This window comes from Streptomyces sp. NPDC090442 (assembly GCF_044769405.1).
Lineage (GTDB): Bacteria > Actinomycetota > Actinomycetes > Streptomycetales > Streptomycetaceae > Streptomyces.
In genome coordinates this window covers 218,834-231,662 of the sequence record NZ_JBIVXW010000002.1, presented here as the reverse complement: position 1 = coordinate 231,662, position 12,829 = coordinate 218,834, and the positions used below count along the sequence as shown (strand labels likewise).

General features: G+C 73.5%; 10 protein-coding genes. 7 read left to right on the top strand and 3 right to left on the bottom strand.

The window, feature by feature from the left end; genetic code table 11:
- The 7 genes from ACIQU6_RS02855 to def all read left to right on the top strand — a co-directional run bounded on the left by ACIQU6_RS02855 (window position 1) and on the right by def (window position 7,053).
- Window positions 1-648, top strand: coding sequence for an alpha/beta family hydrolase (locus ACIQU6_RS02855; RefSeq protein ID WP_403479833.1), 648 nt, complete (start codon window positions 1-3; stop codon window positions 646-648).
- A gap of 340 nt (window positions 649-988) precedes the next feature.
- Window positions 989-1,693 carry a sigma-70 family RNA polymerase sigma factor gene (locus ACIQU6_RS02850; protein ID WP_403479938.1) on the top strand — a complete coding sequence of 235 codons (705 nt, stop codon included), beginning with the start codon at window positions 989-991 and terminating at the stop codon, window positions 1,691-1,693.
- On the top strand, window positions 1,690-2,082 hold the full coding sequence (rsrA, locus tag ACIQU6_RS02845; protein WP_403479832.1) for a mycothiol system anti-sigma-R factor: 393 nt from the start codon (window positions 1,690-1,692) through the stop codon (window positions 2,080-2,082). Before ACIQU6_RS02850 ends, rsrA begins: the two co-directional genes overlap by 4 nt.
- 194 nt (window positions 2,083-2,276) lie before the next feature.
- Window positions 2,277-3,683: an HD-GYP domain-containing protein gene (locus ACIQU6_RS02840; RefSeq protein WP_403479831.1), complete on the top strand. Its 1,407-nt coding sequence runs from the start codon at window positions 2,277-2,279 to the stop codon at window positions 3,681-3,683.
- Window positions 3,680-4,999: an HD-GYP domain-containing protein gene (locus ACIQU6_RS02835; RefSeq protein WP_403479830.1), complete on the top strand. Its 1,320-nt coding sequence runs from the start codon at window positions 3,680-3,682 to the stop codon at window positions 4,997-4,999. The genes ACIQU6_RS02840 and ACIQU6_RS02835 overlap by 4 nt, the downstream gene beginning before the upstream one ends.
- A gap of 324 nt (window positions 5,000-5,323) precedes the next feature.
- A complete protein-coding gene (locus tag ACIQU6_RS02830; RefSeq protein WP_403479829.1) occupies window positions 5,324-6,322 on the top strand; it encodes a tetratricopeptide repeat protein in 999 nt (332 codons plus the stop codon).
- 101 nt (window positions 6,323-6,423) lie between these two features.
- The gene (gene def / locus ACIQU6_RS02825) at window positions 6,424-7,053 is read left to right on the top strand and encodes a peptide deformylase (protein WP_403479828.1); all 630 of its coding nucleotides are present in this window, start codon (window positions 6,424-6,426) and stop codon (window positions 7,051-7,053) included.
- A gap of 50 nt (window positions 7,054-7,103) precedes the next feature.
- Here def and ACIQU6_RS02820 read toward each other — a convergent pair whose 3' ends face one another.
- The 3 genes from ACIQU6_RS02820 to ACIQU6_RS02810 all read right to left on the bottom strand — a co-directional run bounded on the left by ACIQU6_RS02820 (window position 7,104) and on the right by ACIQU6_RS02810 (window position 12,674).
- Window positions 7,104-9,047: a transglycosylase domain-containing protein gene (locus ACIQU6_RS02820; protein ID WP_403479827.1), complete on the bottom strand. Its 1,944-nt coding sequence runs from the start codon at window positions 9,045-9,047 to the stop codon at window positions 7,104-7,106.
- Between the two features lie 166 nt (window positions 9,048-9,213).
- On the bottom strand, window positions 9,214-10,269 hold the full coding sequence (locus ACIQU6_RS02815) for a ribonucleotide-diphosphate reductase subunit beta (RefSeq protein ID WP_403479826.1): 1,056 nt from the start codon (window positions 10,267-10,269) through the stop codon (window positions 9,214-9,216).
- A complete protein-coding gene (locus tag ACIQU6_RS02810) occupies window positions 10,269-12,674 on the bottom strand; it encodes a ribonucleoside-diphosphate reductase subunit alpha (protein WP_403479825.1) in 2,406 nt (801 codons plus the stop codon). The genes ACIQU6_RS02815 and ACIQU6_RS02810 overlap by 1 nt, the downstream gene beginning before the upstream one ends.
- Between the last annotated feature and the right edge of the window lie 155 nt (window positions 12,675-12,829).

Genomic DNA, 12,829 nt, shown 5'->3' with positions numbered 1-12,829 from the left:
ATGAGCACGAGGGCGCATGAGCGCGAGACGGTCACGACGCCGGCGGGCGACGCCCGGATCTCCTGGTACCGCGAGGCCGAACCGGCCCGGGCCGTGGTCGCCGTGAGCCACGGCGCCGGCGGCGGCGTCGAGGCCCGCGACCTGGTGGCGCTGGCCGCCGCGCTGCCGGCCCGCGGCTACACCGTGGCGCTGGTCGAGCAGCCGTGGCGGGTGGCCGGCAAGAAGGTGGCGCCCGCGCCGAAGACCCTGGACGCGGCCTGGACCGCGCTGTGGCCGGCGCTCACCAAGCCAGGGCTGCCGGTGGTCGCGGGCGGGCGGAGCGCCGGCGCCCGGGTGGCCTGCCGCACGGCCCGCGAGCTGGGCGCGCACGCCGTACTGGCGCTGAGCTTCCCGCTGCACCCGCCGGGCAGGCCGGAGAAGTCCCGGGGCGAGGAGCTGACCGGCGCCGGGGTGCCGACCCTGGTGGTGCAGGGCGGCCGGGATCCGTTCGGGCGGCCCGCGGAGTTCCCCGCGGGCACCGAGATCACCGAGGTGGCCCACGGGGACCACGGCTTCGCGGTGCCGAAGTCGGCCGGGGTGAGTGAGGCGGAGTCGATGGCGGCGCTCACCGACGCGGTGCTGGCGTGGCTGGACGGCGTGTGCGGCTGACCCGGCCCGGGCGGTGCGGTCGCGCCTGACCCCGGGCCCCGGCGTCACCCGCCGCGGCTCGCGTGCGGAAAGGGCCGGCCGGGCCGGGAATGATCAGGCGGGGTACCGCTGTTGTGCCATGCGTAGGCAGTGGAGCACGTTCAGCGCGCAACGAGGAATGGGAGTCCGCCGCATGGGAATCGCTTGCCCGGCCCGCCCGGCCGCCGACCTGCAGTGGCCGAAGATGCAGGTGACCCAGTCCGCCCTGGTTGGAGCGGCGGGGGCACCGGATCGTCGTCTATTCTCCGAATCGAGAGGGCCCGCGGCGCAGGCAGCGGGGTCCGCCATGGTGTTGGAGGAGGTGGGTCCGGTCACCGGAGCCGACGAAGGGACCGACGGCCCGGCCGCGGAGCAGACCGCGGGCGGGGCGGAGAGCGACGCCGAGCGCAATGCGCGCTTCGAGCGGGACGCCCTCGTCTTCCTGGACCAGATGTACTCCGCCGCCCTGCGCATGACGCGCAATCCGGCCGACGCGGAGGACCTGGTGCAGGAGACCTACGCCAAGGCGTACGCGTCCTTCCACCAGTTCCGGGAGGGCACCAACCTCAAGGCATGGCTGTACCGGATCCTCACCAACACCTTCATCAACTCGTACCGCAAGAAGCAGCGTGAGCCCCAGCGCAGCGCCGCCGACGAGATCGAGGACTGGCAGCTCGCGCGCGCGGAGTCCCACATGTCGACGGGGCTGCGCTCCGCCGAGTCGCAGGCGCTGGACCACCTCCCGGACTCGGACGTGAAGGCCGCGCTCCAGGCGATCCCGGAGGAGTTCCGGATCGCCGTCTACCTCGCGGACGTCGAGGGCTTTGCGTACAAGGAGATCGCGGACATCATGGGGACACCCATCGGCACGGTGATGTCCCGTCTCCACCGCGGTCGTCGCCAACTGCGCGGCATGCTGGAGGATTACGCCCGTGAGCGCGGGCTGGTCCCGGCGGGGGCGGCTGCCGCCGAGGCGCAGTCCGCGGGCACGCCGGAGTCGCACGACCGGAAAGGCTCGGGATCATGAGCTGCGGAGAGCCGCACGAGAAGGACTGCTCAGAGGTCCTTGACCACCTTTACGAGTACCTCGACCGCGAGATGCCGGCCGGCGAGTGCGCCGAGTTCCAGGTCCATCTCGACGAGTGCTCGCCGTGCCTGGAGAAGTACGGCCTGGAGCAGGCCGTCAAGAAGCTGGTCAAGCGCTGCTGCGGGCACGACGACGTCCCCACCGACCTGCGCTCCAAGGTCATGGGCCGGATCGACCTGATCCGGGCCGGGGAGGCCGTGCCCGAGGTGAGCGTGCTGGACCAGGCGCGGCACGAACAGGCCCAGCGGGAGCGGGCGGACGCCGCCGGCGCCACCCCGCCGCCCGCGCCGAAGGCCGACCCGGCGGGCAACGCCGCGCACGCCGAGTAGGACCCCGCCCCGACGCCCGCGCGCCGAACAGGCGCGCGTCGCCCTCACCCCTGGGAGTGAGGGCAGAGGGGTCCGTCCCGCCCGATTCATCGATGCGCCCCCTGTGGCGCCCCGGTCCCTCTATCCTCGCCGAACCCCGAGGCACGCGGCGCTCCGCCGCGACGGAGAGCGTCGGGCAGGGTGAGGAGGGCGCGATGCGGGAACTCCCGACGGCCGCGCGGGTCTACATCGGCTGCGCCGCCCTGGCCGCGGCGCTCTGCGCGGCCCCCGCGGTACGGCTCGGCGCCGCCGCCCCCTGGACCGGCGCCCTGGCCCTCGGCACCCTGCACGGCCTGTGCGAGCGCATCCGCCGCTGCCCGTTGACCGACGGACCGCAGCGCCCCGCCCCGGGCCCCGACGGGCCGCCCGGCGGCTTCCCACCGGGCTGGGCCGCCCCCGTGCTGCTCGCCGGATCCTTCCTGCTGCCCCCGCCGCTGGCCGCCCTGGTGGCCGTCCCCGGCGCCGCGCTGGCCCCGGCCGCCCGGCCCTGGCCGGCCGCCCGCCGCCTCTGGCACACCGCCGAACTCGCCCTCGCCGCCTGGGCGTCGGCCCAGGTCTTCCGGGCCGTCGGCCCCGCCGCGCCGGCCGCGGCCCCCTTCCCGGAGCTGCTGCCGCCCGCCCTGGCCGGCGCCGGCGCCTGCTGCGCCGTCCTGGTCGGGCTGGGCGGCGGGGTGTTGGTCCTCGCCGAGCGGCATCCGGCGCGCACCGCCTGGCGCGGTCCCGCGGTCCGGCTGCCGCTGGCGTACCTCGTCCACGGGCTGACCGGGCTGATGATGGCGGTGCTCTGGCGCAGCGCCTACGGGCCGCCCGCGGCGCTGTTGGTGCTGTTGCCGGTCCATCTGACCTGCTGGGCGTGGGCCCAGTACCAGCGCGAGCGGGCCGCCCACCAGGCCACCGTCCGCGCCCTCGTCCAGGCCGTCGACCTCAAGGACCGCTACACCCGCGGGCACAGCGAGCGGGTCGGCCGGGCCTCGGTGCTGATCGCCCGGGAGCTGGGCCTGCCGGAGGACCGGCTGGAGGTGCTGCGGTTCGCCGGGATCCTGCACGACGTCGGCAAACTCGGCGTGCCCACCCGGGTGTTGCGGAAGGACGGGCCGCTGACACCGGAGGAGCGGCGGATCATCGAGCTGCACCCGGAGTACGGGCACGAGATCGTGCGCGGCATCGGCTTCCTGGGCGAGGCCCGGGCCGCGATCCTCCACCACCACGAGCGGATGGACGGCAGCGGCTACCCCTACGGCCTGACCGGCGCCCAAATCCCCGAGTGCGCCCGGGTGGTGGCGGTCGCCGACGCCTTCGACGCGATGACCTCCACCCGCTCCTACCGCCGCGCCCGCCCGGTGTCGGCCGCCGTCGCCGAGCTCCGCCGGTGCGCCGGGACGCAGTTCGACCCGCGGATGGTCCGGGCGCTGGCCGCCGCCCTGGACCGGCACGGCTGGCGGCCCGAGCGGGTGACCGCGGGGGAGGAGCGGGCGCCGGAACCGGCCCCGGCAGGGCGCGGAAACGTCCCGCCAACTCGGCTGTCCCACGGGCCCGGTGCGGCCCGCGGCGCCATCCGATGACCGCCCGCCCGGCCGGCTGGCTGCACGCCCCGGCCGCCGTGCTGGCCGGCTGGGGCCTCGGGCACACGCTGTGGCACGGGATCACCGGGCCGCGCGCCGCGCTGGCCTTCGGGGCGCTGATCGCGGCGGGCGAGGCGGTGCGCCGGGTCCCCGCCGCGGCCGGCCGCGGGCCGGAGCGCCCCGCGGCGCGGCCCGCGCGGGCGCCGTACCCGGACGCCGTCCGCGCGGCGTCCCTGGTGCCCGGCCTCCGGGAGGGCGCCCCGCTCGGCGCGGCCGGGGCGCTCGGCTACGCGCTGCTCGGCGAGGTGGGCGGCCGGCCGGCCGCCCACGGGGTGCCGCAGACCCTCGCGGTGGTGGTGGCGGCCCAACTGGTCGGCCTCGTCCCGTATTTGGTGCGCGGCGGCGGCCCGGTGCTCGATCCGCTGGCCCGCCGGGTGCTGACCGTCGCCTTCGCCGCCACCTGCTGCCAACCCCTCTACGCCGCGGGTGTGTTGCGCGCCTGGGGCGTCGCCGGTCCGGCCCGCCCGCTCTTCCTGGCGGTGCTGCTGGCGCTGACCGCGCTCTGCGACGCGGTGGTGGCGGCCGCGCTGATCCGGGCCCGGACCGGCTGGCCGTACGGGCCGCTGCTGCGCGACGAGTTGCGGGCGCTGCCCGGTATCGGCACCGCCATCTGTGCCACCGGGGTGGTCAGCGCGCTGGGCGTGGCCGTCGCCGGGCTGTGGGCGCTGCCCGTCTTCTGCCTGCCGCTGCTGCTCGCCCAGAGCGCCTTCCGCCGGTACGCCGCGGTGCGCGCCACCTACCGGCAGACCGTCGCCTCGCTGGCCCGGGCCACCGAGGTCGCCGGTTGCACCCCGCCGGGGCACGCCCGCAGGGTGGCCGCGCTCGGCCGCGAGGTGGGGCGCGAACTCGGGCTCGGCGGACCGGACTTGGAGATCCTCGAACACGCCGCGCTGATGCACGACATCGGCCAGCTCTCGCTCGTCGACCCGGTGCCGGCGGGCGCCACCGCCCCGTTGCCGCCCGCCGAGCAGCGCCGGATCGCGCTGCTCGGCGGCGCCGTGGCCCGGCAGACCGGCGCCCCGCCGGAGGTCGCGGTGATCGTCGAGCGGCAGGCCGACCCGTACCGGGAACAGCCGCTCACGGCCCGTGTCGTGCGCACCGTCAACGCGTACGAGGACCTGGTGGCGGAGGGCGTGGGGCCCGCGGCCAGGCTGCGGGCGCTGGAGCGGCTGCGGCTGGCCACCGCCCGGGACCACGAGCCGCGGGTGGTCGAGGCGCTGGCCCGGGTCCTGGCCCGCGCGGACCGGGCGGGTTGAGGGGCGCCCGGGGCGCGAACACCCGTGGTCGCGCCCCGTGGCGGGCTCCCGCGCACACCGGTGCGCAGTGTTCCGGGGCCGTCCACCGCCCGGGAACCCATGGGTAATGAGCGGCCCGCGAGATGGGCATGGTTGGATGCGAAGGAAGCCTCCTGAAGGGGGGTTCAGGGGGTCGGCGCAGGGCATGAGCCGCACGGGGGTGCTGTGCACCGGGCTGAGCCCGACGGCAATCTGTGGCAGGTTGTCGAGTGGGTCCCCAGAAGGCCCCGGGCGCCGCCCGGGACACCTCCGGAGCGGCACAAGAGCAACCAGCAGGCGGGAATCGTGAGGATCTTCGGCAAGGTACGGCACCGGCCCTCCGCCTCGTGGCGGCAGGCGACCGACCGGGCTTTCACGCTGATCGGCGACGGCCGTTACGAGGACGCGGGGGCGCTGCTGACCCGCGCGGCGGACATGGAACCCTGGCTGTCGGAGTCCTGGTTCAACCTCGCGCTGCTGCACAAGTTCCGGCACGACTGGGAACAGGCCCGGGCCGCCGGACTGCGCGCGGTGGCGCTGCTGGACCGCGAGACCGGAGCGCCCGACTGGTGGAACGTCGGCATCGCCGCCACCGCCCTCCAGGACTGGCCGTTGGCCCGCCGCGCCTGGCAGGCGTACGGACTGAGGGTCCCCGGCGAGGGCTCGCCGACCGGGGAGCCGCTGGGGATGGCGCTGGGCAGCGCCGCGGTGCGGCTGTCGCCGGAGGGCGAGGCCGAGGTGGTCTGGGGCCGCCGGCTGGACCCGGCCCGGATCGAGGTGCTCTCCATCCCGTTGCCGTCCTCCGGCCGGCGCTGGGGCGAGGTGGTGCTGCACGACGGCGTCCCGCACGGCGAGCGGACCACCACCGGGGCCGGCGGCGAGACCCGGACGTTCCCGGTCTTCGACGAGATCGAGCTGTGGGCGCCGTCCCCGGTGCCCACCTGGGTGGTGCTCCTGGAGGCCGCCACCGAGGACGACCGGGACGCCCTGGAGCAACTGGCCGCCGACGCCGGCTTCGCGGCCGAGGACTGGTCGTCGTCGGTGCGGCTGCTGTGCCGCACCTGCTCCGAGAGCCGGATGCCCAGCGACGAGGGCGACGGCGAGCACCTGGACCCGCACGACCACAGCGAACCGGGCCACCCCGGGCCGCTGGGCCACCGCACCGCGGGCTCCGGCTCGCTGTGGGTCCCCGAGCGCGAGTGCGGGATCGCGGCGCCGGCGGCGTTGGTGCGCGGGCTGCTGGACGGCTGGGTCGCGGACAGCCCGGACACCCGGGAATGGCGCGATCTCGAAGAGGTCTGCTGAAGCCGGCGAAGACGTATCCGCCGGCCCCGGAAACCGTCGCCGGCAACGGATTAGGCTGTAGGGCGTTACCCGAGGGTTTTGCAGGAAGGCGTACGGCGGAGATGGCCCAGCAGGACAGCGAGCAGCAAGCGAGCGACGCGTTCGTCGACGACGTCACGGACGCCAAGGAGCGCGAGGAGGCCCACCGGGAGCGCGGCACCTCCCGTCCGATCACCGTGGTCGGCAATCCCGTGCTCCACAAGGAGTGCAAGGACGTCACCGCGTTCGACGACGAGCTGGCGCAGCTGATCGACGACATGTTCGCCAGCCAGCGCACCGCCGAGGGCGTCGGCCTGGCCGCCAACCAGATCGGCGTGGACCTCAAGGTCTTCGTCTACGACTGCCCGGACGACGAGGGCGTCCGGCACGTCGGCGCGGTCTGCAACCCCGTCCTGGAGGAGCTGCCGGCCGGGCAGCGGGTGCTGGACGACTCCAACGAGGGCTGCCTGTCCGTCCCCGGTGCCTACGCCCCGATGCCGCGCCCGGACTACGCGGTGGTGCGCGGCCAGAACGCCAAGGGCGAGCCGATCGTGGTGCAGGGCACCGGCTACTTCGCGCGCTGCCTCCAGCACGAGACCGACCACCTCTACGGCTACCTCTACATCGACCGGCTCTCCAAGCGGGAGCGCAAGGACGTGCTCAAGCAGATGGCCGAGCAGGAGCCCCGCTACGACGTCGTGCCCAACGACTGAGCGCGGCGGCGCGAGCGGGGCTTTAAGGCCCTGCGCGGGCCCGTGCGGCCCTACGTGGCGTTCTGATAGGCGGCCCAGACCCGGGGCGGGAGCGAGGTGCCCAGCCCGGTGTCGGGGCCGCCGACGCCGTTCAGCGGCAGCAACCGGGGCGCGCCCGGCTTGTTCCGGAACAGCGTGATCGCCGTGGTCGGTTCGGTACCGTTCGCCTCTTCGGGGGCGCGGTCGGCGCGGACCCCGGCACCGGGGGCGCCCCCCGACGGCCGGCTCCAGGTGCTGGCCGGCGGCGGGGTGCCCACGAACCACGCCGACTTCATCCGGTCCCCGGACTCGGTGGCCCCGGCCGCGACCGGCTGCCGCGCCGACTCGCCGCCCAGCGGGCTCAGCGCGCGCCAGCCCAGCCCCTCCAACGTGGCGGTCATCTCCTGCGCCACCGCCGGGGCGAGCACCTGCTGCGGCTCACCGCGCGCGAAGCCGGCGACGCCCTTGCCCTGGTGGGACATCTTCGTCACCGCGTACGGCTCGGCGTGCCGGCCGCCGTTGGCGAACGTGGTGTACGCGCTGGCCAGCCGGATCGCGCTGGGCGCCGAGGTGCCCAGCGGGAAGGTCTGTTCCAGTTGCGCCAGGCTCTCCTTGTGCAGTCCGGCGCGGAGCACCAGGTCCCGGATCCGCGCCAACCCCAGCTTCTTGCCGGCCTGGACGAACGGGGCGCTCTCGCCGCGCATCAGGGCGCCGCGCAACTCCTCGGCGTCGCCGGCGGTGTCCACCGGGCGCGGCTGGTCCCCGTACTGCTCGGCCTCCTGCTGGAGGGCGGTGGCCAGCACGAACGGCTTGAAGGCGGAGCCGGCCGGGACCGCGGAGGTGTCCGCGTTGTTGACGAAGTGCGAGGTGGCGTCGGTCCCGCCGTAGAGCGCGACGATGGCGCCGTCGCCGGGGCGCACCGAGGCCGCGCCGAACTCCGCGTAGGTGTCCTCGGTGCGCTTCTTCGGGTCGAGGTTCTTCTTACGGACGTCGGCGACCGCCTTCTCCAGTTGGTGGGTGCGCCGCTTGTCGAACGTGGTGTGGATGCGGTAGCCGCCGCGGGCGAGGTCCTTGTCGGTCAGCCCGGTCGCGCTCTTGACGAACTTGTTGGCGACGTCGACGAGATAGCCGATCTGGCCGGCCTGGCTGGTGGGTTTGGTCACCGGGCGCGGCTCGGGGAACGTGCGGTAGTGCGCTCTTTCCTGCTTGCTCATCGCACCGGTGTCGACCAGCCGGTCGAGTATCCATTTCCAACGCGCCACCGCCCGCGCGTGGTTGGCCTTGCTCAGCCCCGGATCGTACTGCTCTGAGCCCTTCAACAGGGCCGCCAGCAGGGCCCCTTGGCTGGGATCGAGGTCCTTGGCGTCGATGCCGTAATAGGCGTGCGCGGCCGCCTGGATTCCGTTCGAACCGCGGCCGAACCAACTGGTGTTGAGATATCCCCGCAGGATCTCCGACTTGGACTTCCGGTTGTTGACCTTCAGCGCGATGATGAATTCCTTCACCTTGCGGGTGGCGGTCTGGTCCGGCGAGAGATAGGTGTTCTTCACGTACTGCTGGGTGATGGTCGAACCGCCCTGGGTGTCCCCGCCGGAGACCATGTTCACCGCGGCGCGGGCGATTCCGGTGAGCGAGACCCCGTGGTCCTTGTAGAAGGTGGCGTTCTCTGCCGCTATCACCGCGTTCTGGACGTGCTTGGGCACCTTGTCGAGGGAGATGTTCTGGCGGTTGACGGCGCCGACGCTGACCATCTGGCTGCCGTCCGCCCAGTAGTAGACGGTGGCCTCCCGGGCGGCCAGCGCGTTCTCGTTGGGGATGTCGATCTTCACATACACGACCGCGAACAGTCCCGCGAGGCAGAGCAGGACAAACCCGCCCGATCCCAGCCAGAGCCGCCAGGACGGCAGCCAACGGCGCACTCCCGTACGGCCGTTGCGGGGGTAGTCGATGTACCGGCGTCTTTTCCTTCCCTCCATGCATGCGTAGATGCGGTGGGCAGGACTCCGGTTGCCGCTCCGGCCGCCCGCTAATCGAACGCTCACATTCGGCGGGCGGCCGGAGGAAGACGGGACGGCCGGACGGCGGGGCAGGCCGCCGTCCGGCCGTCGGTCCGGTCGATCGGGAGCAGAACCCGACGCGGGATCAGAACTCGTCGTCGAACGAGACCGAGCCCTCGACGGCGACCTGGTAGGCCGAGGCGCGCCGCTCGAAGAAGTTGGTCAGCTCCTGGACGTTCTGCAGCTCCATGAAGGAGAACGGGTTCTCCGAGCCGTAGATGGCCGGGAAGCCCAGGCGGCGCAGGCGCTGGTCGGCGACGCACTCAAGGTATTCGCGCATCGACGCGGTGTTCATCCCCGGCAGACCCTCGCCGCACAGGTCGCGGGCGAACTGGAGCTCGGCCTCGACGGCCTCCTTGAGCATGTCGGTGACCTCCTGCTCCAACTTGTCGTCGAAGAGGTCGGGCTCCTCCTGGCGGACCGTGTCCACCACGGAGAACGCGAAGTCCATGTGCATGGACTCGTCGCGGAACACCCAGTTGGTGCCGGTGGCCAGGCCGTGCAGCAGGCCCCGCGACCGGAACCAGTAGACGTAGGCGAACGCGCCGTAGAAGAACAGGCCCTCGATGCAGGCCGCGAAGCAGATCAGGTTGAGCAGGAAGCGACGGCGGTCGGCCTTCGTCTCCAGCTGCCCGATCTCCTCGACGTGGTCCATCCACTTGAAGCAGAACTGGGCCTTCTCCCGGATGGACGGGATGTTCTCCACCGCGGCGAAGGCGGCGGCCCGGTCCTCGGGGTCGGGGAGGTAGGTGTCCAGCAGCGTCAGGTAGAACTGGACGTGCACCGCCTCCTCGAAGAGCTGACGGCTCAAGTACAGCCGCGCCTCGGGGGAGTTGATGTGCTTGTAGAGCGTCAGCACCAGGTTGTTGGAGACGATCGAGTCGCCGGTGGCGAAGAAGGCCACCAGGCGGCCGATGAGGTGCTGCTCGCCGGGGGAGAGCTTGGCGAGGTCGGCCACGTCCGAGTGGAGGTCGACCTCCTCCACGGTCCAGGTGTTCTTGATCGCGTCCCGGTACCGGTCGTAGAAGTCCGGGTACCGCATGGGGCGCAGGGTCAGCTCGAAGCCCGGGTCGAGGAGGTTCTTCGTCCCCGTGGTGGCGGTGTGGGTCGCTGCTGCGTTCTTCTCGGGTGCGGTGGTCATTACTGGCAGGCCTCGCAGGACTCGGGGTTTTCCAGGGAGCAGGCGACCGCCTCGGGGTCGGTCACCGGCAGTTGGGCGGGGATGGTGGCGGCGCGGGCGGACTGGGCGATCCGGGTGGCCGGCCGGGAGCGCAGGTAGTACGTGGTCTTGATCCCGCGCTTCCAGGCGTACGCGTACATCGAGCTGAGCTTGCCGATGGTCGGCGACGCCATGAAGAGGTTGAGCGACTGGCTCTGGTCCAGGTAGGGCGTGCGGTCCGCGGCCATGTCGATCAGGGCGCGCTGGGGGATCTCCCAGGCGGTGCGGTAGCGGTTCCGGACGTCCGCGGGGATCCAGGACAGCTCCTGGACCGAGCCGTTGGCCTCGCGCAGCGCGTCCCGGGTCCGCGCGTCCCACAGGCCCAGCTCCTTGAGCTCCCCGATCAGGTACGTGTTGACCTGGAGGAACTCGCCGGAGAGCGTCTCGCGCTTGAAGAGGTTGGAGACCTGCGGCTCGATGCACTCGTAGACGCCGGCGATCGAGGCGATGGTGGCGGTCGGCGCGATCGCCAGCAGCAGCGAGTTGCGCATGCCGGTCTTCGCGATCCGGGCGCGCAGCGCCGCCCAGCGGTCCGCCCAGCGCACCTCGGCGTTCGGGTAGTGGTCCGGGTGCAGCACCCCGCGGGCGGTCCGGGTCGCGGCCCAGTTCGGGTGCGCGCCGTGCCGCTCGGCGAGGTCGGCGGACGCCTCGTAGGCGGCGAGCATGATCCGCTCGGAGATACGGGTCGACAGCTCCCGGGCCTCGGCCGAGTCGAACGGCAGCCGCAGCCGGAAGAAGACGTCCTGGAGGCCCATCAGGCCCAGACCGACCGGCCGCCAGCGGGAGTTGGAGGCGGCGGCCTGCTCGGTCGGGTAGAAGTTGATGTCCACGACCCGGTCGAGGAAGGTCACGGCGGTGCGGACGGTGGCGTCCAGCCGCTCCCAGTCCATCTGGCCGTCCTCGCCCAGGTGGGCCGCGAGGTTGACCGACCCCAGGTTGCAGACCGCGGTCTCGCCGTCGTCGGTCACCTCCAGGATCTCGGTGCACAGGTTGGAGGAGTGCACGACCCGGCCGGGCTCGGCGGTCTGGTTGGCGGTGCGGTTGGCGGCGTCCTTGAACGTCATCCAGCCGTTGCCGGTCTGCGCCAGGGTGCGCATCATCCGGGAGTACAGCACCCGGGCCGGCACCTGCTTGAGGGCCTTGCCCGCGGCCTCCGCGGCCCGGTAGGCGGCGTCGAACTCGTCGCCCCACAGGTCGACCAGCTCGGGCACGTCCGAGGGGGAGAACAGCGACCAGTCCGCGTCCGCCTCGACCCGGCGCATGAACTCGTCCGGGATCCAGTGCGCGATGTTGAGGTTGTGGGTCCGGCGGGCCTCCTCGCCGGTGTTGTCCCGCAGCTCCAGGAACTCCTCGATGTCGGCGTGCCAGGACTCCAGGTAGACGCAGGCCGCGCCCTTGCGGCGACCGCCCTGGTTGACCGCCGCGACCGACGCGTCCAGGGTGCGCAGGAACGGCACGATGCCGTTGGAGTGCCCGTTGGTGCCGCGGATCAGCGAACCGCGGGCGCGGATCCGGGAGTACGACAGCCCGATGCCGCCGGCGTGCTTGGAGAGCCGGGCCACCTGGTGGTAGCGGTCGTAGATGGAGTCCAGCTCGTCCAGCGGGGAGTCCAGCAGGTAGCAGGAGGACATCTGCGGGTGCCGGGTGCCGGAGTTGAACAGGGTGGGGGAGGACGGCAGGTAGGAGAGCGTGCTGGTCATCCGGTACAGCTCGGCGACGTCCGCCAGCGCCCGCTCGGAGGCGTCCTCGGCCAGGCCGCAGGCCACCCGCAGCAGGAAGTGCTGGGGGGTCTCGACCACGCTGCGGGTGGTGGGGTGGCGCAGCAGGTAGCGCGACTGGAGGGTGCGCAGCCCGAAGTACCCGAAGCGGTCGTCCGCGCCGTCGGCCAACGCCCCGTCCACCAGGGCGTCCAGCCGCTCGGCGTGCGCGGCGACGAACTCCGCGGTGGCGTCCGCGATCAGTCCCTCCCGGTGGCCGACCGCGATCGAGGCGGAGAAGGACGTGGCGCCCTGGCCGGCGGCCTCCTCGGCGATGGCGAGGGTGAGCAGGCGCGCGGCCAGCTTGGAGTACTGCGGCTCGTCGCCGATCAGCCCGGCCGCGGCCTCGGTGGCCAGGGACCGCAACTCGGCCTCGTCGGAGCCGGGGTGCCGGCCGCGGAGCGCGGCGGCGGCCACCTTGCCCGGGTCGGTGGCGGTCAGGTCCGCGGTCAGCTCGGTCAGCGTGCGCAGCAGGGCGACACCCGGGCCGTCTTCGGCCACGGGAGGCGCGGCCACCGCGGGCGGCACGACCTCGGCGTCTGACGCGGGCTCCGTTGGCGCGATGGTCACCTGATGCTCTCCCTCACTCGGCGGGGGCCGGAGGGTGCAGCAGGGGCGGCGCGCGGGCGGGCAAGGGGGGCACCCGCGGCGAACCGGGGGTGCGCGGGGCCGGCCGCGCTCCGTCCACCAACCCATCCCTCGGGGCCCGGACGTCTCGACGCCGC